The organism is Pandoraea sp. PE-S2R-1, assembly GCF_002179865.1.
Classification (GTDB): Bacteria; Pseudomonadota; Gammaproteobacteria; order Burkholderiales; family Burkholderiaceae; genus Pandoraea.
Genome location: NZ_NGUR01000015.1, coordinates 759,535 through 785,677, shown reverse-complemented (window position 1 = coordinate 785,677; position 26,143 = coordinate 759,535). Strand labels below are relative to the sequence as shown.

Sequence of the window (26,143 nt, the reverse complement as noted above, 5' to 3'; positions counted from 1 at the left end):
GATCAGGGGCGCGGGCCGCGCGCCCAAGATCATGACTCGGAGGTGACGCATGCGCTATAACGTTTGTGTCGTCGGTGGCACCGGCTTCATCGGTGGTCATCTGGTCGCCCGATTGGTGTCGTCAGGGCACGCCGTGCGCCTGCCGACACGCCGCGTCGAGGCCGCCAAGGCGCTCGGCGTACTGCCGGGCGTGGAACTCGTCGAGTGCGATGTGCACGATCCGCGCGCCCTTGAGCGCGTGATCGCCGGCAGCGACGCCGTGATCAACCTTGTCGGGGTGCTTCACAGCGACCGCGGCACGCCTTACGGCAAAGCCTTCGCCCGGGCGCATGTGGACCTGCCGCGCAAGATCGCACAGGCATGCAGCGATCGCGGCATCGACCGCTTGCTGCACATGAGCGCCCTCGGAGCCGACTCGAATGGCCCGAGCATGTACCAACGCTCCAAGGGCGATGGCGAGAAGGCGATTCGCGAGACCGGCATTCCGGTCACGATCTTCCGGCCATCGGTCGTCTTCGGCCCCGGCGACAGCTTCCTCAATACGTTTGCCCGTTTGCAACGCCGCTTGCCGGTGGTGCCGCTCGCCAGTGCCAAAGCGCGCTTTCAGCCGATCTATGTGATCGACGTGGCGCAGGCGTTTGTGGCTGCGCTCGACAACGATGCCACGTTCGGCAAGACCTACGAGCTGGGTGGGCCGCAGGTGTACACGCTGGAGGAACTGGTGCGCTTTGCCGGTGCGGTGTGTGGCTGCGAACGGCCGATTCTGCCGCTCACCGATGGCGCTGCCCGGTTGCAGGCTGCGTTCTTCGAGAAGCTGCCGGGTGACCCGATCATCACGCGCGACAATCTCGATTCGATGCGTGTCGATAACGTCATGACCGGCCCGTTGGCGCCCGAACTGAACCTCACGCCCAACGGTCTCGAGATCGCCGTCGACTATCTCGATGGCGACAACTGGGAGCGTCGGCTGTCGGATTACCGGCGCTACGCTGGACGTTGATCGACGGATCGGCTGATTCGGCCACGGGTTCTGCGGCAACCTCGCGATGACCTCTTTGATTCCCGCTATCGCGCGCGCATCGGGCGTGCGCAAGGAAAGCTCTCATGCAACTGATCGTCGCCAATAAGCGATATTCCTCGTGGTCGATGCGGCCTTGGGTCTTGCTCAAGCACTTTGATATCGCGTTCGAAGAGTGCAACGTCTGGCTCGCGCAGCCTGACTCGCGCGAACAGATTCTGCGCTACTCGCCGACCGGCAAGGTGCCGTGTCTCATCGACAACGGCATCACCGTGTGGGACTCGCTGGCGATTTGCGAGTACCTCGCAGAGAGCTATCCGCACGTGCCGCTGTGGCCAACGTCGCGCGAAGCCCGTGCGCACGCGCGCAGTGTCTGCGCCGAGATGCACAGCGGCTTTGGCGGGCTGCGCAGCAGCATGTTCATGAACATTGGCGCGCATTGGCCGGGGGCGGCGGCAACGCCTGAGGCGCTCGCCGACATCCGTCGCGTCGAGGCGATCTGGGAAGACTGTCTCGCCCGCCATGGCGGCCCGTTCCTGTTCGGTGAATTCACCATTGCCGACGCGTTCTACGCCCCGGTGGTGATGCGCTTCGCGACGTTCGAGCCGGCCCTATCGGCAACAGCGCAGGCGTACGCCGACCGCATTCGCGAAGTCCCCGCCGTGCAGGCATGGGTGGCGGCGGCGAAAGCCGAGGCGATCCGCGTCGATTATTACGAAGTGCGTCCATGAAGATTTATGCAGTCGGCGGCGCCATTCGCGACGCCATGTTGGGTCTGCCGGTCAAAGACCGCGATTACGTCGTGGTGGGCGCGACGCCTGAAGAGATGGTCCGGCTGGGGTACAAACCGGTCGGTCGCGACTTTCCAGTTTTCCTCCATCCGAAGACGCGCGCGGAGTACGCGCTTGCGCGCACCGAGCGGAAAACCGCCCGCGGGTATCACGGCTTCTCGTTCTACTTCGCCCCGGAAGTCACGCTCGAAGAAGACCTGATCCGCCGTGACTTCACCATCAACGCGATGGCGCGCGAGGTGTTGCCCGACGACAGTCTGTCGGACACGCTGGTCGATCCGTACGGCGGCGAGCGCGATCTGAAGGCGCGGCTGTTCCGTCACGTCGGCGTGGCGTTTGCGGAAGACCCGGTCCGGATTCTGCGCTGTGCGCGCTTTGCGGCGCGGTTCACCGACTTCTCTGTGGCTGACGAAACCCTCGACTTGATGCGCGAGATGACCGCCAACGGAGAGGTCGATGCGCTGGTGGCAGAGCGAGTCTGGCAGGAGCTGTCTCGCGGGCTGATGGAAAACCGGCCGTCGCGCATGTTCGATGTCTTGCGCGATTCAGGTGCGCTGGAGCGCATCCTGCCCGAGTTGGCCCGGCTGTGGGGCGTGCCGCAGCGCGCCGACTATCACCCCGAAGTGGATACGGGCGTGCACGTGATGATGGTGCTCGACTTCGCCGCCGCGCAGGGATATTCACTGCCCGTGCGGTTTGCCGCGCTCACGCACGATCTTGGCAAGGGCACCACGCCGGACGACGTGCTGCCGCGTCACATCGGACACGAAGGCCGCAGCGTCGATCTGCTGGGCCCGTTGTGCGCCCGCTTGCGGGTGCCGGTCGAGTGCCGCGAACTCGCGCAAGTGGTCGCGCGCGAGCACGGCAACATTCATGCGAGTGGAAAGTTCGGGGCGTCGGCGCTGGTGCGTCTGCTTGAGCGTTGCGATGCGCTGCGCAAGCCCGAACGGTTCGTGGAGATTCTGCAAGCGTGCGAAGCGGATGCGCGTGGCCGCGGCGGCGATTTCCCGAATGCGCCGTATGCGCAGCGAGATCGTCTGATGGCGGCGCTGGCCGCTGCGCGGTCTGTCGATGCGGGCGCGGTAGCGGGACAGTTTGCCGACAATCCGGGGAAAATTCGCGAAGCGGTTCAGGCAGCACGCATCGAAGCGGTTGAAGCCGCAGGCCTCGGGGCTGCGCAGGACGCCTGATCGCACTAGCTCTGCAAGAACGTATCTTCCAGCGATTCCAGCGAGGACGGCAGCGCCCGCCCTGCGGCTTTGATCCGTTCGAATTCAATCGAGACACTGTAGCTTCGATTCTCGCGGTCGAAGGTGAGCCCTTTCTGACGGCGAGCGAGTCTTCGTATCTCTGCACCCTCCGCATCTGCGTTCCTGCTATGCCGCTCTGCATAGCCCGCCAGACGTCGCTTTGATTGCGTGTGCCGCATGATCGACGGCGGCAGCAGATCGTCGGTCTTGTCGAAAGGAAAGTGGTGAAACGCTGCGTCGTCGAATTCTCCGGCACGCAAACGTGAGTGAAGCGATTCGAAGGTGCTCGCTTCCTTGAACATCGCTTTGCAGGTCATCAGGCTGAACATGCCACAGTCGACCGAACTCTGTTGCATTCGGGTTTCGAGGATCAACAACGCGCGATCGGGCCAATCGTGCCCGGTGGGTGCGTGCAGTGTCATCGCCTGACACAAACGGAAGGCAAGCGTTGAACCGCCCTCATCATTCATCGATCCCGACTCGATAAGAATCACGGACGGCTGACCGTCACGAATGGCCAGATCGAAGGCCGCGAAATGGATGCCGTCGGGCCCCATGTTGACGATGCCCTGCTCGCGGCCCTGCGCTTCTGGCAATCGGCATCGCTGCAAAAGATACGTCACCAAATCGTCGGGGGACCGGTGCTGCGATATCCGCATGCCGGACTGATGGGCCGCCTCGGACTCGATCAGCTTGGGAAGAAATCTTGCGTCGGCCTGCGCCATGCTCGGACATTGCTTCTGGGCCGAGAGGAAGGCGACGGAGAAGTTGTAGTAACCGCGCAATGTCCGGGGCAGCGAATATCGCATGGAATTCGCGGCATCGACGTTTCGCGCTGAGCGCATTGCAGCGACAGCCAAGCCTGTGACGGAAGCCGTTTCGGCGTGAGCCGGGCGATTCGCCGCGTCTGACGCGCAGGCCGGGACTGAATAGCTTCTGGCGCGTGACCAACTGGATGAAGGGTGCATGAGCGTTGGGGGAAAAGAAAAAGCCGCCATGATGGCGGCTTCCTCCTCTCGCTCGCTTTGCTACTCAAGTTACGGATTTCGGCATTTTGTCCAATCCACACTTGCCAACAACATCCCCCGCAGCGATTACTCGAACGCCTGATCGTTCGGGTTCGCGTAGAGCTGCTTGAGCTGCTCGCTCATCGGGAAGTTGAAGTTGATGTTCTTCGGCGGCACCGGCGATTCGAACCACTTCTTGTACATCGCGTTGATCTCGCCGCTCTTCATGACGCCCGAGAGCGTGTCATCCACGAGCTTTTTGAACACCGTGTCGCCGTGTTTCATCATGAAACCATAAGCTTCAAACGACTGCGGCGTGCCGGTCACGATCCAGTCATCGGGGTTGCGGCCCATGGTGCGGGCGCCCGCGAGCAGCACGTCGTCCATCATGAAGCCCTGAACGCGACCGCCTTGCAGCATGATGAACGACTCGCCGTAATCCTTGCCCGCGATCACGCTCATGTTCATCTTCTTGTCGTTGTTCATCTTGTTGAGGATGCGCTCCGACGTCGTGCCGGCATTGGTCACGACCGCCTTGCCGGCGAGATCCGGGAAGTCTTTGACGCCCGAATTCTTGTTCACCAGCAGGCGCGTGCCGGCGACGAAGAACGTGTCCGAGAAGTTGACCTGTGCCTGACGTGCTTTCAAGTTGGTCGTCACGCCGCACTCGATATCGACCGTGCCGTTCTGCACGAGCGCAATGCGGTTCTGCGACGTCACGGGAATGAAGCGCACTTGCAGATCGGGCTTCTTGAGCTTGGCCTTCACCGCATCGACGACCTTGTTGCAGAGGTCTTGCGAGTAACCGATGACGTTGTGATTGTTGTCGTAGTACGAGAACGGAATCGACGACTCACGATGGCCGATCGAAATCACCCCGCTGGTCTCGATCTTTTGCAGCGTCTCCGATGTGCTCTGCGCTTGTGCTGCGCCCGACGCGGTACCGATCACCATCGCCACGCCCAGCATCGCCCCGGTCAATCGCACCTTGGTCTGCATCTTGATCATGCCCTGCTCCTGAAAAGGTCTCACCGTGATTCACGACTGAATCATTTGTTTCATGGTAATTTTTTTGCAACAAATGATCAAATGCTTGTTAACCCTAGATGGAATGGGGTTAAGCAGGCACAGGCGGGCAGTGCGACACGCGCAGGCGTGCGCACCCTGATACACCGGGCGTTGCGAGGATTCAGAACGGCGAGGGAAGTCGGTCGAATGGGGCTGCAACACGTGTTGCAGCCGGGCCGACGGTCAAAGCAGGCGAATCAGCAGATTGAAGACGAGCGAAAGCACGACGGTCGAAGCGAACGGGAAGACCATCTCCCGGCCGCGCCAGCGGAACCGCACGTCGCCGGGCAGCCGGCCGATGCCGAGCTTCGACAGCCAGGGCGAGGCTGCCGAGAGGATGCAGACCGCGATGAAGATCGTGAACATCCAGCGAAACATCGGCGGGGCCTTGTCAGGAAAGAAAAGCGGTCAGAGGGCGTGACTGCGGTCGCTGGTCGCAAAGCCGATGAGCCCGGCCCATTCGTCCATGCCGCGCCCGAAGGCGATCACCTTGAAGAGCTCGCCCATTTCCGCTTCCGACAGGAGTTTCTGGGCGGCGTTGGCCGCGGGCAGGAACGTCGCCGGGTCGGTCGGATCGAGCGCACTCATCAGATCGACGATGCCCGCATTCATCAGGAACCGCGCCTGCGAGGTGAAGCCCAGCAGATCAAGGCCGGCTTCCACGCCCGCATCGGCAATGCCGGAAAACTCCACGTGCGCGGTGATGTCCTGCAAGCCGGGGTAATAGAACGGATCGTCGTGCGCGTGATGGCGGTAGTGGCACATCAGCGTGCCTTGCGCGCGCTGCGGATGGTAATACTCGCGCGCCGGGAAACCGTAATCGATGAGCAGCAGCACGCCCCGGGCGAGCAGCGGCGCCACGCTGCGCACGAAGGCCGACGCGGCTTCGTGCGTTTCCGTCAGGTATTCCTGCGTGGGCGGCAGATCGTCGAGCGCAGCCAGTGCTTCAGGCACCGCGCCGTCGTGCAGACGTTCTTCCCATGCGAAGCCGTCCGCCGTCATCGTGACTCCGCGTTCGAACCAGACCGGCTGGCCGCCGGCGTCCGGGCGGCGCGCCCACAGGCGCACGGGCATGGCGTCGAGCACTTCGTTGCCGAGCATCACGCCCTTGAAGGCGTCGGGCAGATAGTCGAGCCAGGTCACCTTGTCGAGCAGGTGCGGGGCAAGCCGTTCGATCGTGGCGCGCTGGCGGGCCCGGAGCTCACCGGAGAGCTCCATGATCGAGTAGCGCTCGCAGGGCGTGCCTTGCGCGTCGAGCGCAAGCAGGATGTCGGCGGCAAGCCGTCCCGAGCCGGCACCGAATTCGAGCACCTCGGCGTCACCCGTCTGTTCGACGATTTCCCCGATCTGACGTGCGATGGTTCCGGCGAAGAACGGCGTGAGTTCCGGCGCGGTGACGAAGTCGCTGCCATCGGCGGCCAGACGCCCGAATTTGGCGGCACCGGCGGCGTAATAGCCGAGTCCGGGCGCGTAGAGGGCGAGTTCCATGAAGCGGTCAAACGGCAGCCAGCCGCCGGCCGCGTCGATCGCGTCGGCGAGATGGGCCGTGAGGCGGCGCGAGTGTTCGAGCGCGTCAGCCTCTGGAACGGGTAAACTATGGGGTTTCGGTGCGGCCTGATTCATGCCGGCATTGTAACGGAGTCGGCGCAGACTATCTGCCGTGCGTTGTCATCTGGCGCGAGGCCCCGTAAACAGTTGATTTGCGGCCGGTTTGCCGCCCGTCCGCCCGCAGGATGGCGCACCCGCGACCGTTGCCTGACAAGGCGCTTCGCAGAATGCTGCCGGACACGGGGGCCTGCGGTTGGCCCCGAACGCGCCCGAATAACCCTGATTTCCCGGCCCCCTGACAGGAAACCGACGCATGACCGTTGCACCCACGCCACGCTCCACGCCCGCCGCCAGCGACGCCAACGCGCGCACGCCTGCCGTGCCGCGCGTGGCGCTCGTCACGGGCGGCGCGCGCCGTATCGGCCGCGCCATTGCGCTGCGGCTTGCCGGCATGGGGTGGGACGTCGCCGTACATTACGAGCGCTCGCAGGACGAAGCGCTTGAAACGGTCGCGGCCATCGAGGCGCTGGGCCGTCGTGCGGTGGCGTTGCAGGCCTCGCTGGCCGACGAGGCCGCCACGGCGGGCCTTATCGGCCGCTGTACGGACGCGCTGGGTGTGCCAAGTTGCCTGGTCAATAACGCCTCGCGCTTCGAGTACGATGGCGCCGCAGATTTCGGCTATAACGCCCTTGAGCGCCACATGCGCGTGAACGTGGGGGCGCCGTTGGTGCTGGCGCGCGAGATGTACGCGGCATTGGGCGAGACGGGACGTGGCGTGATCGTCAATTTGCTCGACCAGAAGTTGGCGAATCCGAACCCCGATTACCTGTCGTACACGTTGTCGAAGGCGGCGCTCGACGTCGCCACCACGTTGCTGGCGCAGGCGTTTGCGCCCCGCCTTCGCGTGGTCGGCGTGGCACCGGGCGTGACGCTGCTGTCTGTCGATCAGACCCCGGCAGGTTTTGCCGCCGCGCATGCCGCCACGCCGTTGGGGGCATCGTCGACGCCGGAGGACATCGCGCAGGCGGTGGCGTATCTGGCAGATGCACCGGCGGTGACCGGCACCGTACTGTATGTCGATGGCGGCCAGCATCTCGCCGCCTCGTCGCGGGACGTAAAATTTCTGACCGAGCCGGCCGCCGCCGACCGGTCTCGTTGATTGTCATTACGAGTTTTCAAAATGCATAGCGCTCTTTCCCACCCCCGCCTGATGGACTGCCGTCGCATGTTCCTGCGCGACTATGAAGTGTTCATCAATATCGGCGTTCACGATCACGAGAAGCGTGGCGAGCAGCGTGTGCTGATCAACGTGCAGTTGTTCGTGCCGCTCGCCGACAGCACGCCCGTGGCCGACAAGCTCGACGAAGTGGTCGACTACGACTTCATGCGCGAGACCATCGCCAAGCGCGTGGGACAAGGCCACATCCATTTGCAGGAAACCCTTTGCGACGACGTGGCGGAAGCCCTGCTGGCCCACCCGCGCGTGCGTGCCGTGGGCGTGTCGACCGAGAAGCCCGATGTCTACCCTGATTGCCACTCGGTGGGCATCGAGGTGTTCAAGATGAAGGGTGCCTGAGATGAGTGCCGTGATTTCCGAGACCGGTGCCACCTCGGCCGCGACCGGTAATGTTGCCGTCGATAGCGTCAAGAAGGCCCAGAAGCTCGCGTTCGAGAACAACAAGCTCGAAAAGCGACTGTTCCGTCTGACGGGGCAGGCCATCGGCGACTACAACATGATCGAGCAGGGCGATCGCGTGATGGTGTGCATGTCCGGCGGCAAAGACAGCTACGCCATGCTCGACATTCTGCTCAAGCTGCGCGAGCGCGCGCCGATCGACTTCTCCATTGTCGCGGTGAACCTCGATCAGAAGCAGCCGGGTTTCCCGGAGCATGTACTGCCCGATTATTTCCGCGCCATCGGCGTGGATTTCCATATCGAGAATCAGGACACGTACTCCATCGTCAAGCGCGTGGTGCCCGAGGGCAAGACGACGTGCTCGCTGTGTTCGCGCCTGCGCCGGGGCATTTTGTACCGCGTGGCGGGCGAACTCGGCGCGACCAAGATTGCGCTGGGCCATCATCGCGACGACATCATCGAGACGCTGTTCCTGAACATGTTCTACGGTGGCAAGCTCAAGGGCATGCCGCCAAAGCTGCAATCGGATGACGGCAAGAACGTGGTGATCCGTCCGCTCGCGTACGTGCGTGAGTCGGATCTGGAGCGCTACGCCGAGTACAAGCAGTTCCCGATCATTCCGTGCACGCTGTGCGGCAGCCAGCCGAACCTGAAGCGTGGCGAGATGAAGGCGCTGATTCGCCAATGGGAAAAGCAGCACCCGGGCCGCATCAAGTCGATTTTCAGCTCGCTCTCGAACGTGATTCCGTCGCATCTGATGGACGCGGGCATTCACGACTTCAAGAATCTGCGTGCGACGGGGCAGCCCGATCCGCTCGGCGATACGGCTTTCGATGAAGTGCCGTGCGGCGACGAGAACGACGCCGGCATCATCCGCATCGCCCAGTTCGACGACTGAATTACCTGATTCGCCTGAATTGTCTGATCCGCAAATGCGCTAGTTCAGCGTGCGCGTCGTGTTTTCCGATGCTCATGACAAGCATTTCATAGAAGACTTTTGATTTTTCGACACGTCACCTCGCCATGAATATTGTGATTCTCGCGGCCGGCATGGGTAAGCGCATGCGCTCCAGGCTGCCCAAAGTACTGCAACCGCTGGCTGGCCGCCCGCTGCTCTCGCATGTGATCGAGACGGCACGCACGCTTTCGCCGGGCAAACTGATCGTGGTGGTTGGTCACGGTGGCGATGCGGTGCGTGACGCCGTGGCTGCCGACGATGTGCATTTCGCTGAACAGGCTCAGCAACTGGGCACCGGTCATGCCGTGCAACAGGCCGTGGCGCTGCTCGATGAAACCGTGCCGACGCTGGTGCTTTATGGCGACGTGCCGCTCACGCGCGCCGAGACCTTGCGGGGTCTGCTCGATGCAGCGGGTAGCGACAAGCTGGGCGTGCTGACGGTCGATCTGGACAACCCGGCCGGCTATGGCCGGATCGTGCGCGATGCCGCGGGCAATGTGCTGCGCATCGTGGAACAGAAGGACGCTAACGATGCCGAGCGCGCCATTCGCGAGATCAACACCGGCATTCTCGTCGCGCCGACGCGTCAGCTCAAGGGCTGGCTGGGCGGGCTGAAGAACCAGAATGCACAGGGCGAGTACTACCTCACCGATGTCATTGCTTGTGCGGTGGCCGATGGCGTGCCGGTGGTGACCACGCAGCCGGCTTTCGCGTGGGAGCCCAATGGTGTCAACGACAAGGCGCAGCTTGCAGAACTGGAGCGCGATTATCAACGCAACGCAGCCGGTGTCTTGTTGGCGGCCGGTGTCACGCTCATCGATCCGAATCGCTTCGACCTGCGCGGCGAAATCGCTTGCGGCACCGACGTGTCGATCGATGTGAACTGTGTGTTCGAAGGCAAGGTCTCGATCGGCGACGGGGCGACGATTGGCCCGAATTGCGTGATTCGCAATTCGACCATCGGCGCCGGTACGCGTATCGAGGCGTTCAGCCATCTCGATGGTGCCGTGGTCGGCGCCGACGCGCATGTCGGGCCATATGCCCGTTTGCGTCCGGGTGCCGATCTGGCCGACGAGGTGCACATCGGCAACTTCGTCGAGGTGAAGAATGCCACCCTCGCGAAGGGTTCGAAGGCGAATCATCTGGCGTACGTGGGCGATTCGACCGTCGGTGCGCGGGTGAATATCGGCGCGGGCACCATCACCTGCAACTACGACGGGGCCAACAAACATCGCACGGTGATCGAGGACGACGTCTTCATTGGCTCGGACACGCAACTGGTGGCGCCCGTGACGGTGCGTCGCGGCACGACCATTGCCGCGGGCACGACGGTGTGGAAAGACACCCCCGAAAATGCGCTGGTCATGAACGGCAAGACGCAGGTGGCAAAAGACGGTTACGTCCGCCCGCGCAAGCAGAAGCAGTAAAATCGGCAGTCATGTGCTGGCGCACGAGGCAGTAGCGCACGCCGGTGAATCATACGAATTGAATGGGCCAGGAATTCTGGCGTAAGGAAAGCGAATATGTGCGGCATTGTCGGCGCGGTAGCGCGACGTAATGTAGTACCGGTGCTGGTCGAGGGATTGCGCCGTCTGGAGTATCGCGGCTATGACTCCTGCGGCGTGGCGGTCTTGCAGGATGGCGTGCCGCAGCGTGCACGCAGCGTGTCGCGCGTGGCCGATCTCGAAGCGCAGGTCAATCAGACGCACCTGTCGGGCGAGATCGGTATTGCACATACCCGTTGGGCAACGCATGGTGCGCCGGTCACGAACAATGCGCATCCGATCTTCTCGCGCGACGACGTGGCGCTGGTGCACAACGGCATCATCGAGAACCACGAAAGCCTGCGTGACGAGTTGCGCGGTCTGGGTTACGAATTCGTGTCGCAAACTGACACGGAAGTCATTGCCCATCTGATCCATCATTTGCTGGCAAACGGCGCGGCAGGTGATCTGTATCACGCCGTGCAACTGGCGAAGCGCCGCTTGCATGGCGCATACGCCATCGCGGTATTCCGCAAACAGGAACCGCATCGTGTCATCGGCACGCGCGCCGGGTCACCGCTCGTGGTGGGTGTGGGCGATGGCGAGAACTTCCTCGCTTCCGATGCACTGGCACTGGCTGGCACGACCGACCAGTTCATCTATCTGGAAGAAGGTGATGTGGTCGAGCTCACGCTGGAAGGCGTGAAGATCGTCGACCGCAACGACGTCGCCGTCGAGCGCGAAGTTCGCACCGTGCAAGCTTATTCGGGTGCTGTGGAGTTGGGTCCGTACCGGCACTACATGCAGAAGGAAATCTTCGAGCAGCCGCGCGCCATCGGCGACACGATGGAAGGCGTGGAAGGCATCTCGCCGACGCTGTTCGGCGAGAAGGCTGAGGCAGTGCTGAGCAACATCGACTCGATTCTGATTCTCGCGTGCGGCACGAGCTATTACTCGGGCATGACGGCCAAGTACTGGCTTGAATCGCTGGCACAGATTCCGACGCAGGTCGAAGTCGCGAGCGAATATCGCTATCGCGATAGTGTGCCGAATCCGAAGACGCTGGTGGTCACCATCTCGCAGTCGGGGGAGACGGCCGACACGATGGCGGCGCTGCAACACGCGCAGTCGCTGGGCATGACGAACACGCTTGCGATCTGTAACGTGGGGACGAGTGCGATGGTGCGTCAGACGGCGCTGCATTACCTCACGCGTGCGGGCACCGAGATCGGTGTGGCGTCGACCAAGGCATTCACGACGCAGTTGACGGCACTCTTCCTGCTCACGTTGACGATTGCCAAGCTGCGCGGCCGTCTGACGGAAGCGCAAGAGGCTGAATATCTGACGCAACTGCGCCACCTGCCGGCGGCGCTGCATAGCGTGCTGGCGCTGGAGCCGCAGATTATTGCGTGGGCTGAAGATTTTGCGCGTCGCGAGAATGCGCTGTTCTTGGGCCGTGGTTTGCACTATCCGATTGCTTTGGAAGGCGCGCTCAAGCTCAAGGAAATTTCGTACATCCACGCGGAAGCGTACCCGGCTGGCGAGTTGAAGCACGGCCCGCTGGCACTGGTGACGGATCAGATGCCGGTGGTCACGGTGGCGCCGCACGACGCGCTGGTCGAGAAGCTCAAGTCGAACATGCAGGAAGTGCGTGCGCGTGGCGGCCAGTTGTACGTGTTTGCCGATTCGGACACGCAAATTTCGAATGCCGAGGGCATCCACGTGATCCGCATGCCGGAGCACTATGGCCAGCTCTCGCCGATCCTGCACACCGTGCCTCTGCAATTGCTCGCGTATCACACCGCGTGCGCACGCGGCACCGACGTCGACAAGCCGCGCAATCTGGCGAAGTCGGTGACTGTGGAGTGATCGCCAAGTCGGCGTCACAAGCGCATTGAAGACTGCACGCGGGCGATTCGTTGCCCGCGTGAACTGCAAGCTGCGGCAAAACGCTAATGCGCTTTCGCCGCAGCGCGCTGCCGCACAAGCAGCAAGCTGGTCAGAATAAACGCCAGCAAGGCGAAGGATGCCGAATACCGGCTCAGTGCGAGACCGCCTGCGCTGATCGGTTTATCCAGAAAGTCGCCGACGACTGCGCCCAGCGGTCGCGTCAGAATGAACGCCGCCCAGAAGAGAAAGACGCGCGACGTTCGGGTCCAGAAGTACATCCCTACAAGAATCAGCAGCAACGCGCCGAAGACAACGGCAGCACCGGTATAGCCGAGCCCGGCGGTGTCCGCCGTCCAGTCGCCAAGCGCCGTGCCGAGGGTCTGCGAGAACATGATCGTGACCCAATAGAACACTTCCGCCTTGGGCGAATCGACCGCGTTGACAGACACCGAACCCATCGTCCGGTGCCAGACCCACAGCGAACCCAGCAGCAGCGCCAGAAGGATCGCCGACCCACCGGCGTACCCGATCCCTAGGGAGCGATCGGCGAAGTCCGCCAGCGTCGTCCCGACGGTCGTCGTGGCGATGATCGTGGCCCAATACAGCGCCGGGTGAAACGACTTCGCCCGGATCTGTGCCGACACCAGGATGGCGAAGACCACGGCAAAGATCGCCGTGGCGACGAGATAGCCAAGGTTCATCGACATAGAGACGGCGTCGCCGCCTGTCTCGCCCAAGGTCGTCGCGGCAATCTTCACCACCCAGAACATGAGCGTGACTTCCGGCACCTTGGCGAGGGCTTTGTGTACGTTTGTGTTTGTGTTCATGCATGCACCTGTCGTGTGGACGCTCCCGCGCGCCATGCCGGGAGGCCTCGATTCACTTTAGAACACGCGAAGTGTGCCGCCGTTGACTTAGTTCACGCATAGTCTCCGGAATTGAGGCGACGCGAGCCTGTCATCTCGACAAACAACAAAAAGGGCAGGCTGCCAATCATGGCAACCCGCCCTTTATCTCATCAACAGCCGACAGCAACTGACAACTTCCATCAGCCGCCCTAGACCGCCTTCAGCCGCTGCAACCGCCTCAGTACGTCACGTCAAATGCCTTCTGCACCTTATCTGCCGCCGTCACCCCGTTGCCGATCAGCAACTGGGTGAGCACGCGTGCTTTTTGCGGGTTCAGATCGTAAGAGACGACGAAACCGGTCTTGTCGTCCGACACTTCGACGTTCCGGTTGACGAAGCCACTGCCGACGCGCGACGAACGCACGACTACGACGCCCTTACGCGCTGCGGCTTCCAGCGCGTCGAGTGCCGCCTGAGACGCATTGCCGTCGCCGACACCTGCCAGCACGATCCCCTTCGCGTTGTGCCGCACGGCGTCGTCGATCTGCACGGCGTCCATATCGGCGTGGGCATAGACGATCTCGACACGGGGCAGACCACCGCTGGGCACCTCAAGGGCCTTCTTCCGGCCTGCGGGCGCTGGCGCCAGATAGCGAATCGACGCCGGATCGACATAGCCGACCGGTGCCGCGTTCGGGTTATGGAACGTCTGCACCGACGTCGTGTTGGTCTTCGTAACCCAGCGCGGCCCATGAATCGTGTCGTTCATCACGACGAGGACGCCCCGGTTCTGCGACTGCGGGCTGGCGGCGACTTCCACGGCTTCGTAAAGATTGCCCGGACCGTCGGCACTCACGGCGGTACTCGGACGCATCGACCCGACCAGCACCACCGGCTTGCTGGTGGCGAGCACGTTGTCGAGGAAGAAGGCGGTCTCTTCCATGGTGTCGGTGCCGTGGGTGACCACGATGCCGTCCGCTTCGTCGCGGTCGAAGGCTTGCTTGATGCGCGCAGCCAGTTGATACCAGACCTTGCTGTTCATGTCCTGCGAGCCGATGTTCGAGATCTGTTCGGCCTTGATCGATGCCAGCTTGTCGAGCCCGGGCACGCTCGCGGTGAGTTGCTCGCCGGTCACGCCGCCCGCGTTGTAGCCGATGGCCGAGCGCGCGTCGCCGGTACTAGCGATGGTGCCGCCGGTGGCGAGCACCAGAATGCGCGGCGCGCGCTTGGCCGTGGTGGTATCTGCCGCGAATGCGTGGCTGCCTGCGGTCAACGCCAGTGCGGCGGCCATCATGCTCGGCAGTACGACGGATTTGCGTTGCTTGGTCAACGTCATGGGTGTGCTCCTCTCTTCTCGTTGGGGGGGATCGCGTCGGCGGCCGGCGAGATCACTGCCATATTGGCAAGATTTCCGATTTCAAGAAAGGTGCATGCGCGCGACCCATGAAAAAAGGGAGGCCCTTGTGGGGCCTCCCTTAATACTGGAGCACTCAAACGAGGTACTACACGTCTCGCGAAGACGAAGGCTTAGAACTTGTGGCGCAGGCCTGCGACGACGGCTGCTTGCGACTTCGTGCTCGAAGCACCGCCTGCGCCGTTGATCGAAGCGGCGGTCGCGTCACCGGCAGCCTTCTGATAGATACCGACCAGGTACACGTCGCTACGACGCGAGAGCAGGTAGTCCACGGCGGCGTTGACCTGGTGGTACTTCGGGCTCAGGTTGGCGAGGGCCGGGCTACGCGTGCTGGCGTCGGTGTACGTGTAGGCGAGGCCGAGCAGCAGCGTCGGCGACAGGTTGTACGTACCGTTCAGTTCGTAGTTCGACACACGGGCGCCGGTGCCGCTCAGATACTTGATCTGGGTGTTGCTGTACACCACGCCGACCGTTGCCGGGCCGAAGTTGTAGCTGCCGCCCGTGGCGAGCACGCGCTGCTTGTCCACGCCGTAGGACGTCGTGCCGACGCGGGTCGTGTAGAAGTCGCCGCTGTAGTCGCCCGTGACGGCGCCACCGGTGTTGCCCGCGCTCGACGGGGTGCTGACTTCGAGGTAGCCGATGCCGAACTTGATCGGGCCGTTCGCGTAGGCGGCGCCCAGGCTGAAGGCACGGTTGTTGGCGAAGCCGGTGCCGTTGGTGCCCGTGCTGGCTTGATTCGAGAAGCTGTACAGGCCGCCGAACGTGAAGCCGGCGTAGTTGGCGCTCGAGTACTTGATCGAGTTGTTGAGGCGGAACGAGTTGTACAGGTTGTCGACGTCACCCACGTGCGCGCCGAGCTTGGTGGCGAACTGCTTCGCCGAGGTCAGGCCGCTCACGTAGTCGACCACGGAGTCGTACTGGCGACCGATGGTGACCGTGCCGAGCGACTTGCTCGACAGACCGACGAAAGCTTGACGGCCGAATTCACGGCTGCTTTGGCCGAGCGTGCCGTTCATCAGGTTGAAGCCGTTTTCGAGGGTGAAGACGGCCGACAGACCGCCGCCCAGATCTTCCGAGCCCTTCAGGCCCCAGCGGTTACCCGATTGCAGGCCGTCTGCCGTGCTGGTGTTCTTGTTGCCGCCCACGTTGTTGACATAGGCGAGACCGCCGTCGAGCACACCATAAAGGGTGACGTTGCTTTGAGCTTGCGCTGCGCCGGCAGCGAGGAGGGCACACAGCGCCGCAGCCAAATGCGTCTTTTTCATCGGTCGATTCCTTGTTCGATAGCTTTGAAATGTTGCGAACCCCTTCGCCTGACATCAGGCGCCCCGTGGGTTCGGGCCGAACTATATCGAAGCTGTCCCGGAATCTGTAGGTGTGCAGATGAAATTTCACGCAGGATGTGTCCATGTTGCAACGAGCAAAACGAAGACAAACCGTTCTGGCCCCGTTTCATGCGGATGACATGTAGGGCACGTATAAGTGATCAATCGTGCGATCTTCTCCGGCGCGCTTTTCCGCACCCTGCACTGGCCCTGTCATCAAGACCCATTAGAAATCGGGGCCATCGCTCTCTCAATCCACCGTGTGCCGACTCGTCCGGCAAATTTCGTCCCAATCCGATCTAGCGATGCGGTATAGGGCGACGTGCTCTGTTACGTCCCGATCATTTACCCCGCAAACTCCCCAGCAAGCCCTCCTTTTCCGCAATCCAATACATTTCGCCAAACAAACTCGTCATTACGTCAGTAATTGCCGAACTTGCGACGAAATCACGCTACATTTCATCAGCACCCCTGCTTAGAATCGATGCAGCGGCGCGAGACGTACGCCAGCGTGAAAGCCCCGCCACACGGGCCTTTGCGCGGTGTCCGTCTTGCTGCCATCGCACCGCATCTATCACCACTAACCAGGGGAAAAACCATGAAAAAGATTGCCTTGCTTGGCGCTGGCCACATTGGCCAAACCATTGCTCGTCTGTTGCGCGACAGCGGTGACTATCACGTGAGCGTGTTCGACCGCAGCGCACAGGCGCTTGCCCACGTACGAGAGAATGCCGACGCCGTGTATGAGCTCACCGACAGCGATACAGGCACGTTGCAAAAGGCAATCGCGGGCTACGATGCGGTGATCAATGCGTTGCCCTACACCATGGCCACCAGTGCCGCGACGGCAGCTGTCGCCGCCGGCTGCCATTACTTCGATCTGACCGAAGACGTCGCCGCCACGCACGCGATCGCCCAACTTGCCGAAGGCGCCAGCACCGCGCTCATGCCGCAATGCGGCCTGGCCCCCGGCTTCATCTCGATCGCCGCGCATCATCTTGCCGCCGCCTTCGATCAGGTCGAAGTGGTGAAGATGCGTGTCGGTGCGCTGCCCGCTTTCCCGACCAACTCGCTGAAGTACAACCTGACGTGGAGTGTGGACGGTCTCATCAATGAATACTGTCAGCCGTGTGAAGCCATTCGCGATGGCGCGTCGATCACCGTGCAGCCGCTCGAAGACCTCGAACATTTCTCGCTCGATGGCGTCGAGTACGAAGCCTTCAACACCTCCGGCGGGCTCGGCACGCTTTGCGAAACGCTCGCCGGCCGTGTGCGCGATCTCGACTACAAGTCGGTGCGTTACCCGGGGCATGGCGCTTTGATGAAGGTGTTGCTCAGCGAGTTGCGCCTGAAAGACGATCAGGAAACGCTCAAGACGCTGCTCAAGCGCGCCGTGCCGAGCACGCTGCAAGACGTGGTGCTGGTGTTCGTCGTCGTGAGTGGTCTGCGCAATGGTGTGCTCACGCAGGAAGTGTTCGCCCGCAAGATCTTCGCGGAACGTAACAACGGACATAGCGCGAGCGCCATTCAAATCACGACGGCATCGGCAGTGTGCGCTGCGGTCGATCTGTTCTTCGCGGAAAAGCTACCGCAGCGTGGCTTTATTCGTCAGGAGCAGATTGCACTGCCGGACTTCCTCGCCAACCGCTTCGGTCAGGCCTACGCGCATTCGACGCACATCGAATCGCTGTCCTGATACGTAGCACGTCCCGCAGTTAAACCTGCCATAACCACTGCCCGCACTCCGCTGCGGGCAGTGTCATTTCCGTCGCATCAAATCGTCAAATCGACGAAACAACGCATCACGGAATCAGCACATCGCGGAATCAGCACATCACCCGATCCCTCACCGCACCGGCACACGGCTCGACGCTTTCACTTCCTTCAACGACAGCGTGGAGTGAATGCCCGTCACGCCCGGCAGCATCTTCAACACGGTATCGACAAAGACGCCATACGCGTCGAGATCTTCACTCACCACCATCAACATGTAATCGGCTTGTCCTGTCACCTTGTGACACGACAGGACCTCCGGGCATTGCTGAATCGCCAGCTCGAACTGCGCGGGTGCGTCGTGATCGGTATGAATGTCGAAATCGATCTGTACGAAGCCCAGCAAACCGAATCCCATCCGGCGTCGATCGAGATTGGCCTGAAAGCCGGTAATGAATCCTTCGTCCTCAAGCTTCCTGAGTCGTCGCCAGCACGGCGTCACGCTCAGCGACAGCGCATCGGCAAGTTGCGCCGTAGAGACGCTGCCGTCCTCCTGCAAACGGCTCAGAATCTGCCGGTCCGTGGCATCCAGCTCGGAATAGAGTCGATTGTTTTTCATTTGTCTCGCCGATGAGTCGATTTTTACAAAAAATCTAAGTCAGACAAAAAGAAAAGCAAAGCAATTTCAAGTCCCGATCCACATACTGATGCCTGTCCGATTCAATCGTTTTCGTCCTTTCGCATCAGTTCAGCCACGCATGCTCACCCTCTACAGCGACGCACATCTGACTCACCAAGGCACCGAATGGGTGAACGGCGAGCAACACCCCAGCGTGGAATCTCCCGCGCGCGCGGCCAACGTTCTCGCATCGATTCGCGCCGCCGCGCTTGGCGAATGCCAACTCGCCGAACGCCATGACAGCCGCGCTTACATGACCGTGCACAGCGAGCGCTACGTTCGCTTTCTCGAAAACGCATGGCGTATCTGGCAAGAAGACGGACGCACCCATCACGCGTTGCCACTGGTGTGGCCCGCTCGTGGCGCAACGTCGGATATCGAGCCCGCTCATATCGAAGGCAAGCTGGGCTTCTACGCCGCCGACGCCTTCGCTGCCATCACGCCGGGTACGTGGGAAGCCGCACGCACCAGCGCCGATGTGGCGCTCTCTGCCATGCGCGTCGTTGCGCAAGGGGCATTGAGCGCGTTCGCGCTGTGTCGTCCGCCGGGTCATCACGCGTCGCGCGAAGCGATGGGTGGCTACTGCTATCTCAACAACGCGGCGCTCGCCGCGCAGGGCTTCATCGATAGCGGTGCGTCACGCGTGGCGATTCTCGATATCGACTACCACCACGGTAACGGAACACAGAGCATCTTCGAAGCGCGCGACGACGTGCTCTTTGTTTCGATTCACGGCGATACCGACAAGTCGTATCCGTACTTCTATGGCCACGCGCACGAGCGCGGCATCGGCGATGGCCTCGGCTACACGTTGAATCTGCCGCTGCCGCACGGCACAGGCTGGGCCGACTATCGTGCCGCACTCACCCACGCATGTGACCGTATCGCGGCATACGCCCCCGATGCCGTGGTGATCTCGCTGGGTGTCGATACCTTCAAGAAAGACCCGATCAGTCGATTCACGATGGAGAGTGAAGACTATTTGAGCATCGGCTGTGCGATCTCGAAAATCGCCCGAAGCACGCTCTTCGTTCTGGAGGGCGGCTACTGCGTCGAAGACATCGGCGTCAATGTCAGCAACACCCTCATAGGGTTCTCGAATGGTTAGAGAAGACATCAAACCACTAGCCGAACGCTAGAGAACCCACCCATTGGTTTGTTCCGAAACCCGCGCGCGTTACCCACGCCGCAGGCGGGATTCGTTCGGCCATTTGAATTAAGTCGCATCCCTAAATTAAACCAACGTCGAAGGCCAACGGTGGTGCATTCGGTCGCCAAAAATCTGGAAAAAGCCGTGATTTCAAGTGTGGCCCGATTTCGAGATTTGATGACCTCGTAGGCGGGGCGATCAAAAAAACAGCCCCCTACCATCAGTTCCGGAAGTGTCGCAGCGAGCAGTCGAGCAACGCTTCATGAGCCACGCTCTCGCGAGTTTTTATCGAAAAAGCCATCGTGCGAATCACAAGTGCGGGCGTCGCGAGAGTTTGATTTTTCACTTACAGAGAAGACCGACATGAAACATCACTTTTGCCGGCTTGGCGTCGCCGTGGGCACGCTGGCTGCACTCATTTCCGGCGCACATGCGCAATCGAATGTCACGCTGTACGGGATCGTTGACCTTGGTATCGAAGCGCTCACGAACGTTCCCGGCGCGAACGGTAGCAAGACCACCCTCGTGCGAGAAACCTCGGGCAATATGGCCGGCTCGCGCTGGGGCATTCGCGGCACCGAAGACCTCGGCGGCGGCTACAAAGCGATCTTCGTGCTGGAAAACGGCTTCAGCGCTAACACGGGTGTCTCGGGGCAAAGCGGGCGCGAGTTCGGCCGTAAGTCGTTCGTCGGCCTGAGCGGCGCCTTCGGCACAGTGATGCTCGGCCGTCAGCAGAACCTGCTTTACGACATCTCCATTCGCTACGACCCGATGTTCTACGCCGCGTCGTACTCCGCTTACTCGCACGACCCGTATCTCGCAGCGCGCACCGACAACACCGTCAAGTACACGGGCAAGTTCGGCGGACTCACGTTCTCGACGATGTACAGCAGCGGCTACGACTCGACCATCCCCAACGGTGCGCAAGTACCGGGCCACTCGAAAGTGGGGCGCGATATGGGCGCAGGCGTGATGTACCAGAGCGGTCCGCTCGACGTCGGTCTCGTGTACGACCAGCGTCAGGGCACCTCGATCGATTCCGCCGACGATACGGCGCGACGCGTCATTGTCGGCATCGCCTACAAGCTGACCAGCACCGATCTCTACGCGGCGTACCGCTATCTGCAACAGACCGTCGGCAGCACGCAAACCCACACGCATCTCTACTGGGCGGGCGTCACGCAACACTTCTCGCCCGCACTGACGCTCTCGGGCGCGGTGTATCACACGGATGTCGTCGGCTCGAATCAAGACCCGACATCGTTCGTGCTGGCGCTGGGCTACTACCTGTCGAAGCGCACCGACCTGTACTGGAACATGTCGTACGCGCTCAACCGCAACGGCTCGAATCTTGGCGTCGGCGGAATGGGGGTGAACGTGATCGCAGGGCAGAACCAGTTCGGCACCGTGGCGGGTGTTCGTCACCGGTTCTGACGATGGGGCAGGGCGCGCCTGCGAGCGAGACCTTTCAGTCTGCGCCGTGGCGCGCCACCGGCGCCTGTGCCAGCCCGCCGAGATATTCCTTGGGTGTGCGGCCCATGGCCGTGCGAAACATGGACGTGAACGCACTCGGGCTTTCATAGCCGAGATCCAGCGCAATGGTCGTGACGGCGTCGCCTGCGGCAAGACGCGAGAGCGCCACCATCAGCCGCAATTGCTGACGCCAGTGCGAGAACGTAATGCCCGTCTCGCTGCGGAAAAGGCGCGTGAGCGTGCGACGGCCGACGTTGCCGACACGCGCCCAGTCATCGAGATCGCCATCGTTGCCCGGCTCCGCGAGCAGCATGCGACAGATGCGCAGCAAGCGCGGATCGTGCGGCATCGGCAGGTGCAACGGCACCGTGGGTGCCCGGCAAATCTCGTCAACGATCAACGACATCACGCGCCCGTCGCGGCCCTCGGGGTCATAGAGCGAGGGGATGTCGATGGCTTCGGAGATGAGGCTGCGCAACAGCGTGGAGACTTCGATGATGCAGCACGTGTTCGGCAGATCGGCGGACACTGCCGGGTCGATGTAGAGCGAACACGCGAGGATGGCCTGACCCCGGCCGTTGCAGTTGTGCGTCACGCCGGCGGGAATCCACGCGGCGCGATGCGGTGGCACGAGCCACGTGCCAGTGGCCGTTTCGATGGTGTACACGCCTTCGACGGCGAAGAGCAGTTGCGCACGCGGATGCGAGTGTGGCGGGTCTGCGTCGAGCAGTGTGGAGTCGCTGAAATCGGAAACCATGACCGCGACGGGCCGTGGCAAATCCTGATAGTCGACGGAGTGAGTACTTTTCTGCATTGGATGTTGGCCCGATTTCGCTACTGGATGTCCCTGCGCACGCGGCGACTTGATTTTTGGAACTCTAAAATTTTTTCGGTTCGTTGTCATTGGCATGACATTTCATCTGCCACCGCATTTGGCCCTGTTGCCACACTAACAATCTGAACCGGAAAATGAATAAAGAGATTCACCTACTTCATGCCGCAGACGACCCCGGACTCTCGCCGATCGATCCCGACATGACGCGCTTCATGGCGTTACAAAGCGAAGACGGCGCAGCGTTCACGCGTTGGGACCTCGGCACCGCAGCGCAAGCGCGCGAGGCGTTCGAAGTGATTCGCCACCGTTGGGCAAGCGGCGGCCCGCAGATGGATCGCACCGTCGAGCGCACTGTGTCTACGAGGCACGGCGACGTGCGCATCCGCGTTTATTACCCTCATGAGCAGGCGTCGTTGCCCGCGTTGATCTATCTGCACGGTGGCGGCTTCGTCGTGTTCAGTCTCGATACGCATGACCGTGTGATGCGTGAATACGCCGCGCGCGCGGGCGTGGCGGTGGTGGGCGTCGACTACTCGCGCTCGCCGGAAGCCCGCTTCCCGCGCGCACTCGAAGAGATTGTCGACGTGACGCGCTGGCTGCATCGCCACGCCGACACGCTGGGCCTCGACGCACAGGCGCTGCTCATCGGTGGCGACTCCGCCGGTGCCAACCTGTCGCTGGGCACGGCGCTGCAATTGCGCGACGCCGGTGAGAGCCTGCTGCGCGGCATGGTGTTCAACTACGGCGCGTTCGACATGATTCCGTGGCGCGACTCGTTTGCCCGCTTCGGAGGCGGCGAGTATTCGCTCTCGTCGCACGACATGGTGTGCTTCGTGAACCGCTACATCAATCACCGCGACGACCTCTCGGACCCGCGCTGCCGCCCGATTGTGGCGAGCCTCGACAACCTGCCGCCCGCTTGCTTCGCCATTGCCGAACTCGATCCGCTCTACGACGAGAACATCGAGATGGCCGAACGGCTGCGCAATGCCGGTGTGCCCGTGAGCGCGACGGTGTACCCGGGCACGATCCACAGCTTTCTCGAAGCCGTGTCGATCGCTGGCGTCAGCGACCGGGCCTTCGCGGAGCAGGCCGAATGGATCAGACAGCGCGTGAGCGCATGACCCGCGTCACCGCCACGCCCCTCATTCAAGTCTTCTGCCTACAGGAACAGGATCGCTGATGTACCGCCCGGAACCCTATCAAGAAAACTCACCCGAGACGTTGCGCTCACTCATGCGCCGCTGGCCGTTCGCCGCGCTCGTCACGTTCGGCCGGTCGGGTATGACCGCGACGCATCTGCCGTTTCTGGTCGACGTCGATACCGACGGCAATACGTTGCTGACCACCCATTTGTCGCGCCGCAACACGCAGTACGACGACCTGAGCCAAGGCTGCCACGCCATGGTGATCTTTCAGGGCCCCAGCACCTATATCTCGCCGAGCTGGTATGACGACAAGCGCACGTTCCCCACATGGAACTACGCCGCGATTCACGCGTATGGCGACATTCAGGTGGTCGATGACGCCAACGGCATCAAGCGCATCCTAGATCGCGTGGTCGAGACGTTCGACGGGCCGATTGCAGGGGAGTGGACCTTCGCCGGTATCCCCGCAGAACAGACCGCATTACGCCTGCCGAAAATCGCAGGGGTCGTGATGAAAGTCTCGCGTCTGGACGGGGCGCTCAAGCTCAATCAGGACCACAGCGATGCCGACAAACACGGCGTGATTGCTGCGCTGGAATCGCGTGAGGACGCCGGTGGCCGTGAGATTGCGGCACTCATGCGCGCGACGTTGGGCGCCGGGGAACGGTCAGCGTAAACACCGACGTAAATAATTTTTTTCCCGTTTTTGGCGCCAATATGATTGGCTAAATCATGCCGGTATCTGTGCAAACGTCGCAGCCGATGGGGTCGATGTCACAGGTTTCGCTATTCCGGAGCTTAGTCACGCTATGACGACATTCCAGCAGTTTTCGCAGTTTCCGTTCGTTTCCGTGAGCGGCCGCCCCTACGACCGGGGCGTGCAGTACGGCAAGCAGGCGCAAGACCGGGTGCGCGCGAGCGCAGCCATGTACGGCCGCACGATCGACGAACTGGGTTACACCGCCAGCGCCCGCGCAGCGCTCTTCAAGCACTTTGAAGGGCACATCGGCACGGTCGATCCGACCTATCTCGACGAGATGCACGGTATTGCCGATGGCGCAGGCGTGTCGTTCGCCGACATCGTGATGATCAACGCCCGCACGGAAGTGCTGGCCAAAGCCCGTGCCGACCAGGCCACCGCAGAGGGCGAAGAGCTTCAGGACGGTTGCACCGGCGCCATCGTGTTGCCGGAGCGCTCGGCCAGCGGCAATCTGCTGCACGCCCAGAACTGGGACTGGCGCGCCGACTGCGTGAACACCGGTGTCGTGCTGCGTGTGCAACGTGATGACGGCCCCGACTTTCTGACGTTCGTGGAAGCCGGTGGTCTGGCGCGCAGCGGCATGAACAGCGCAGGCGTTTCCATCACCGCCAACTATCTGGAATCGGACCGCGACTTCAAGCAACTCGGCGTGCCGCTGGCAATTCTTCGCCGCAAGGTGCTCGATCAGCCGGTGTTCGCGAACGCCCTTAAGGCCGTCGCCACCACACCGAAGTCCTGCTCGAACAACATCATGCTCGGCATGGCGCAAGGCTTTGCCATCGACTTCGAGTGCACCACCAACGAAGCTTTTCCGCTGTACCCCGGCGACGATCAACTGATCGTGCACGCGAACCACTGGGTGAGCCCGGTCGCGCGCACGAAGCTGGTCGATACCGGGTGCGAGAACTCGGCCGACAGCTACTACCGCGACTGGCGCGTGCGCAAGCTGCTCAACAGCACGCCGATGATTTCGCGTGACAGCCTCAAGCAGGCGCTGTTCGATGATTTCGGCACGCCGTTCTCCGTGTGCCGCCCGCCGCGCGAAGGCGTGCGTCATTCGATGACGGCCTCCGTGGCGATGGTCGTGATGGAACCCGCCGTCGGCGAGATGGACGTGGCACCGATGCCCGCCCTCAACCGCGTATTCACGCGCTATCGCCTCGAAGGCGAACCGACGCTGCTCGAAGCGTAAGGCGGTCACGGGCGCCGATCCGCGCGCCCGATCCCGCCAGCCGCCGCGCCTATTCATAGATTCGAAAAATACCTCGCAACAACCATGACCAAGACCACTACCGACGCCGCCAATCTGAGCACTGAAGCTCGCACCCGCAACCTTTACGACCTCGGTTCGACGACGATCTTCTCTTACGCGGGCGATCCGCGCTTTGCCTACGCCCTGTATGTGCCGAAGGCCATCACGCAACCGGGCAATCGCGTCGAGCTGGTGGTTGTCGTGCACGGCACGGGCCGCCAGTTCACCAACTATCGCGACGCGTTCGCGGAGTTCGGCCGCTGGCAAGACTGCCTGATCCTGTGCCCGTTGTTCCCGGTCGGCGTGCGCGGCGACGGCAACCCCGGCGGTTTCAAACATCTGGTCGAAGCGGACATCCGCTACGACGACGTGCTGTTGGGCATGGTCGATGAAGTCAGCCGCAAATACGAAGCGTCATTCGACAAGTTCGCGCTGTTCGGTTATTCGGGCGGCGGTCAGTTCGTCAATCGCTTCGGCTATCTGCATCCGGAACGTCTGTGGGCGCTGTCGATCGGCGCGCCGGGTTCGGTCACGCTGCTCGACGCGCAGCAGAACTGGTGGGTCGGCATTGGCGACATGCAGCAACGCTTCGGCAAGGCGCTGGATCTCGACGCGCTGCGCAGCGTGCCGGTGCACATGGTCGTTGGTAAAGCCGACCTCGAAACGTGGGAAATCACGCACCGGGAAGGTGGTCCGCACTTCATGCCGGGCGCCAATTCTGCCGGTGCCAATCGGCAGGAGCGCCTCGCCTCGCTGCGCGATTCGTTCGAACGTGCGGGCGTCGATGTGACCTTCGACGTGATCGACAACATGCCGCACAACGGCATGCTGGCCGTGCCCGCCGTGCAGGACTTCCTGGCCGATGTGCTTCGCAAGAAGCGCGGCGATGCCTGAGC

General features: G+C 62.1%; 24 protein-coding genes. 15 read left to right on the top strand and 9 right to left on the bottom strand.

All coding sequences use genetic code 11. The features are described from left to right. Positions 1 to 49: 49 nt before the first annotated feature. The 3 genes from CDV44_RS21035 (at position 50) to CDV44_RS21025 (ending at position 2,999) form a co-directional block, all read left to right on the top strand. Entirely contained in the window at positions 50 to 1,000 is a 951-nt protein-coding gene (locus CDV44_RS21035) for a complex I NDUFA9 subunit family protein (protein WP_087690225.1), read from the top strand. A 104-nt stretch (positions 1,001 to 1,104) separates the two neighbouring features. Beyond that, positions 1,105 to 1,749 carry a glutathione S-transferase family protein gene (locus CDV44_RS21030; RefSeq protein ID WP_087690223.1) on the top strand — a complete coding sequence of 215 codons (645 nt, stop codon included), beginning with the start codon at positions 1,105 to 1,107 and terminating at the stop codon, positions 1,747 to 1,749. Further along, positions 1,746 to 2,999, top strand: a complete 1,254-nt coding sequence (locus CDV44_RS21025) for a multifunctional CCA addition/repair protein (RefSeq protein ID WP_087690221.1) — start codon at positions 1,746 to 1,748, stop codon at positions 2,997 to 2,999. Before CDV44_RS21030 ends, CDV44_RS21025 begins: the two co-directional genes overlap by 4 nt. 5 nt (positions 3,000 to 3,004) lie before the next feature. Here CDV44_RS21025 and CDV44_RS21020 read toward each other — a convergent pair whose 3' ends face one another. The 4 genes from CDV44_RS21020 to CDV44_RS21005 form a co-directional block, all read right to left on the bottom strand. Beyond that, the gene (locus CDV44_RS21020; protein WP_170936055.1) at positions 3,005 to 3,868 is read right to left on the bottom strand and encodes a YopJ family acetyltransferase; all 864 of its coding nucleotides are present in this window, start codon (positions 3,866 to 3,868) and stop codon (positions 3,005 to 3,007) included. Between the two features lie 285 nt (positions 3,869 to 4,153). Continuing rightward, on the bottom strand, positions 4,154 to 5,035 hold the full coding sequence (locus CDV44_RS21015) for a glutamate/aspartate ABC transporter substrate-binding protein (RefSeq protein WP_305790817.1): 882 nt from the start codon (positions 5,033 to 5,035) through the stop codon (positions 4,154 to 4,156). Positions 5,036 to 5,317: 282 nt separating this feature from the next. Beyond that, on the bottom strand, positions 5,318 to 5,512 hold the full coding sequence (locus CDV44_RS21010) for a DUF2905 domain-containing protein (protein WP_087690218.1): 195 nt from the start codon (positions 5,510 to 5,512) through the stop codon (positions 5,318 to 5,320). 30 nt (positions 5,513 to 5,542) lie between these two features. Continuing rightward, a complete protein-coding gene (locus CDV44_RS21005; RefSeq protein WP_087690216.1) occupies positions 5,543 to 6,757 on the bottom strand; it encodes a class I SAM-dependent methyltransferase in 1,215 nt (404 codons plus the stop codon). 238 nt (positions 6,758 to 6,995) lie between these two features. Here CDV44_RS21005 and CDV44_RS21000 point away from each other — a divergent pair, with 238 nt between their 5' ends. From CDV44_RS21000 to glmS, 5 genes are all read left to right on the top strand, one after another. After that, on the top strand, positions 6,996 to 7,841 hold the full coding sequence (locus CDV44_RS21000; protein ID WP_249277639.1) for an SDR family oxidoreductase: 846 nt from the start codon (positions 6,996 to 6,998) through the stop codon (positions 7,839 to 7,841). A 21-nt stretch (positions 7,842 to 7,862) separates the two neighbouring features. Further along, the gene (locus tag CDV44_RS20995) at positions 7,863 to 8,258 is read left to right on the top strand and encodes a dihydroneopterin aldolase (RefSeq protein ID WP_087690214.1); all 396 of its coding nucleotides are present in this window, start codon (positions 7,863 to 7,865) and stop codon (positions 8,256 to 8,258) included. Between the two features lies 1 nt (position 8,259). After that, the gene (gene ttcA / locus CDV44_RS20990) at positions 8,260 to 9,216 is read left to right on the top strand and encodes a tRNA 2-thiocytidine(32) synthetase TtcA (protein ID WP_058376908.1); all 957 of its coding nucleotides are present in this window, start codon (positions 8,260 to 8,262) and stop codon (positions 9,214 to 9,216) included. Between the two features lie 125 nt (positions 9,217 to 9,341). Then, a complete protein-coding gene (gene glmU / locus CDV44_RS20985; protein ID WP_087690212.1) occupies positions 9,342 to 10,703 on the top strand; it encodes a bifunctional UDP-N-acetylglucosamine diphosphorylase/glucosamine-1-phosphate N-acetyltransferase GlmU in 1,362 nt (453 codons plus the stop codon). Positions 10,704 to 10,799: 96 nt separating this feature from the next. Further along, positions 10,800 to 12,629 (top strand): glutamine--fructose-6-phosphate transaminase (isomerizing), encoded by a 1,830-nt coding sequence (gene glmS, locus CDV44_RS20980; protein WP_087690210.1) that lies wholly within the window; start codon positions 10,800 to 10,802, stop codon positions 12,627 to 12,629. 83 nt (positions 12,630 to 12,712) lie between these two features. Here the strand turns inward: glmS and CDV44_RS20975 are convergent, their stop codons facing one another. The 3 genes from CDV44_RS20975 to CDV44_RS20965 all read right to left on the bottom strand — a co-directional run bounded on the left by CDV44_RS20975 (position 12,713) and on the right by CDV44_RS20965 (position 16,177). Then, complete coding sequence (locus CDV44_RS20975; protein ID WP_087690208.1) at positions 12,713 to 13,477, bottom strand: hypothetical protein; 765 nt, start codon at positions 13,475 to 13,477, stop codon at positions 12,713 to 12,715. A 259-nt stretch (positions 13,478 to 13,736) separates the two neighbouring features. Beyond that, positions 13,737 to 14,834 (bottom strand): asparaginase, encoded by a 1,098-nt coding sequence (locus CDV44_RS20970; protein WP_170936054.1) that lies wholly within the window; start codon positions 14,832 to 14,834, stop codon positions 13,737 to 13,739. A gap of 191 nt (positions 14,835 to 15,025) precedes the next feature. Continuing rightward, the gene (locus tag CDV44_RS20965; protein ID WP_087690206.1) at positions 15,026 to 16,177 is read right to left on the bottom strand and encodes a porin; all 1,152 of its coding nucleotides are present in this window, start codon (positions 16,175 to 16,177) and stop codon (positions 15,026 to 15,028) included. A gap of 658 nt (positions 16,178 to 16,835) precedes the next feature. On the opposite strand from CDV44_RS20965, the gene CDV44_RS20960 reads away from it, so the two are divergent. Further along, positions 16,836 to 17,933, top strand: a complete 1,098-nt coding sequence (locus CDV44_RS20960) for a saccharopine dehydrogenase family protein (RefSeq protein ID WP_058376918.1) — start codon at positions 16,836 to 16,838, stop codon at positions 17,931 to 17,933. Between the two features lie 150 nt (positions 17,934 to 18,083). Here the strand turns inward: CDV44_RS20960 and CDV44_RS20955 are convergent, their stop codons facing one another. Next, the gene (locus tag CDV44_RS20955; RefSeq protein ID WP_058376919.1) at positions 18,084 to 18,569 is read right to left on the bottom strand and encodes an Lrp/AsnC family transcriptional regulator; all 486 of its coding nucleotides are present in this window, start codon (positions 18,567 to 18,569) and stop codon (positions 18,084 to 18,086) included. A gap of 139 nt (positions 18,570 to 18,708) precedes the next feature. Between CDV44_RS20955 and CDV44_RS20950 the strand changes: the two genes are divergently transcribed. Both CDV44_RS20950 and CDV44_RS20945 read left to right on the top strand, forming a co-directional pair. Next, entirely contained in the window at positions 18,709 to 19,737 is a 1,029-nt protein-coding gene (locus CDV44_RS20950; RefSeq protein ID WP_087690204.1) for a histone deacetylase family protein, read from the top strand. A 405-nt stretch (positions 19,738 to 20,142) separates the two neighbouring features. Beyond that, positions 20,143 to 21,213, top strand: a complete 1,071-nt coding sequence (locus tag CDV44_RS20945) for a porin (protein ID WP_087690202.1) — start codon at positions 20,143 to 20,145, stop codon at positions 21,211 to 21,213. 34 nt (positions 21,214 to 21,247) lie between these two features. On the opposite strand, the gene CDV44_RS20940 is transcribed toward CDV44_RS20945, so the two are convergent. Continuing rightward, positions 21,248 to 22,066, bottom strand: a complete 819-nt coding sequence (locus CDV44_RS20940; protein WP_170936053.1) for a helix-turn-helix domain-containing protein — start codon at positions 22,064 to 22,066, stop codon at positions 21,248 to 21,250. 155 nt (positions 22,067 to 22,221) lie between these two features. Between CDV44_RS20940 and CDV44_RS20935 the strand changes: the two genes are divergently transcribed. The 4 genes from CDV44_RS20935 (at position 22,222) to CDV44_RS20920 (ending at position 26,141) form a co-directional block, all read left to right on the top strand. Next, on the top strand, positions 22,222 to 23,211 hold the full coding sequence (locus CDV44_RS20935) for an alpha/beta hydrolase fold domain-containing protein (RefSeq protein WP_087690198.1): 990 nt from the start codon (positions 22,222 to 22,224) through the stop codon (positions 23,209 to 23,211). A gap of 58 nt (positions 23,212 to 23,269) precedes the next feature. Beyond that, a complete protein-coding gene (locus CDV44_RS20930) occupies positions 23,270 to 23,911 on the top strand; it encodes an FMN-binding negative transcriptional regulator (protein ID WP_087690196.1) in 642 nt (213 codons plus the stop codon). Between the two features lie 133 nt (positions 23,912 to 24,044). Next, positions 24,045 to 25,187, top strand: a complete 1,143-nt coding sequence (locus CDV44_RS20925; RefSeq protein WP_087690194.1) for a C45 family peptidase — start codon at positions 24,045 to 24,047, stop codon at positions 25,185 to 25,187. Positions 25,188 to 25,271: 84 nt separating this feature from the next. Then, a complete protein-coding gene (locus tag CDV44_RS20920) occupies positions 25,272 to 26,141 on the top strand; it encodes a hydrolase (protein ID WP_087690192.1) in 870 nt (289 codons plus the stop codon). Positions 26,142 to 26,143: the final 2 nt, after the last annotated feature.

Excerpts from the sequence above, each read along its gene's own strand:
- CDV44_RS21035 (WP_087690225.1), top strand. The coding sequence starts at position 50 with ATGCGCTATAACGTTTGTGTCGTCGGTGGCACCGGCTTCATCGGTGGT.
- CDV44_RS21030 (WP_087690223.1), top strand. The coding sequence starts at position 1,105 with ATGCAACTGATCGTCGCCAATAAGCGATATTCCTCGTGGTCGATGCGG.
- CDV44_RS21025 (WP_087690221.1), top strand. The coding sequence starts at position 1,746 with ATGAAGATTTATGCAGTCGGCGGCGCCATTCGCGACGCCATGTTGGGT.
- CDV44_RS21020 (WP_170936055.1), bottom strand. The coding sequence starts at position 3,868 with ATGCGATATTCGCTGCCCCGGACATTGCGCGGTTACTACAACTTCTCC.
- CDV44_RS21015 (WP_305790817.1), bottom strand. The coding sequence starts at position 5,035 with ATGCTGGGCGTGGCGATGGTGATCGGTACCGCGTCGGGCGCAGCACAA.
- CDV44_RS21010 (WP_087690218.1), bottom strand. The coding sequence starts at position 5,512 with ATGTTTCGCTGGATGTTCACGATCTTCATCGCGGTCTGCATCCTCTCG.
- CDV44_RS21005 (WP_087690216.1), bottom strand. The coding sequence starts at position 6,757 with ATGAATCAGGCCGCACCGAAACCCCATAGTTTACCCGTTCCAGAGGCT.
- CDV44_RS21000 (WP_249277639.1), top strand. The coding sequence starts at position 6,996 with ATGACCGTTGCACCCACGCCACGCTCCACGCCCGCCGCCAGCGACGCC.
- CDV44_RS20995 (WP_087690214.1), top strand. The coding sequence starts at position 7,863 with ATGCATAGCGCTCTTTCCCACCCCCGCCTGATGGACTGCCGTCGCATG.
- ttcA (WP_058376908.1), top strand. The coding sequence starts at position 8,260 with ATGAGTGCCGTGATTTCCGAGACCGGTGCCACCTCGGCCGCGACCGGT.
- glmU (WP_087690212.1), top strand. The coding sequence starts at position 9,342 with ATGAATATTGTGATTCTCGCGGCCGGCATGGGTAAGCGCATGCGCTCC.
- glmS (WP_087690210.1), top strand. The coding sequence starts at position 10,800 with ATGTGCGGCATTGTCGGCGCGGTAGCGCGACGTAATGTAGTACCGGTG.
- CDV44_RS20975 (WP_087690208.1), bottom strand. The coding sequence starts at position 13,477 with ATGAACACAAACACAAACGTACACAAAGCCCTCGCCAAGGTGCCGGAA.
- CDV44_RS20970 (WP_170936054.1), bottom strand. The coding sequence starts at position 14,834 with ATGACGTTGACCAAGCAACGCAAATCCGTCGTACTGCCGAGCATGATG.
- CDV44_RS20965 (WP_087690206.1), bottom strand. The coding sequence starts at position 16,177 with ATGAAAAAGACGCATTTGGCTGCGGCGCTGTGTGCCCTCCTCGCTGCC.
- CDV44_RS20960 (WP_058376918.1), top strand. The coding sequence starts at position 16,836 with ATGAAAAAGATTGCCTTGCTTGGCGCTGGCCACATTGGCCAAACCATT.
- CDV44_RS20955 (WP_058376919.1), bottom strand. The coding sequence starts at position 18,569 with ATGAAAAACAATCGACTCTATTCCGAGCTGGATGCCACGGACCGGCAG.
- CDV44_RS20950 (WP_087690204.1), top strand. The coding sequence starts at position 18,709 with ATGCTCACCCTCTACAGCGACGCACATCTGACTCACCAAGGCACCGAA.
- CDV44_RS20945 (WP_087690202.1), top strand. The coding sequence starts at position 20,143 with ATGAAACATCACTTTTGCCGGCTTGGCGTCGCCGTGGGCACGCTGGCT.
- CDV44_RS20940 (WP_170936053.1), bottom strand. The coding sequence starts at position 22,066 with ATGCAGAAAAGTACTCACTCCGTCGACTATCAGGATTTGCCACGGCCC.
- CDV44_RS20935 (WP_087690198.1), top strand. The coding sequence starts at position 22,222 with ATGAATAAAGAGATTCACCTACTTCATGCCGCAGACGACCCCGGACTC.
- CDV44_RS20930 (WP_087690196.1), top strand. The coding sequence starts at position 23,270 with ATGTACCGCCCGGAACCCTATCAAGAAAACTCACCCGAGACGTTGCGC.
- CDV44_RS20925 (WP_087690194.1), top strand. The coding sequence starts at position 24,045 with ATGACGACATTCCAGCAGTTTTCGCAGTTTCCGTTCGTTTCCGTGAGC.
- CDV44_RS20920 (WP_087690192.1), top strand. The coding sequence starts at position 25,272 with ATGACCAAGACCACTACCGACGCCGCCAATCTGAGCACTGAAGCTCGC.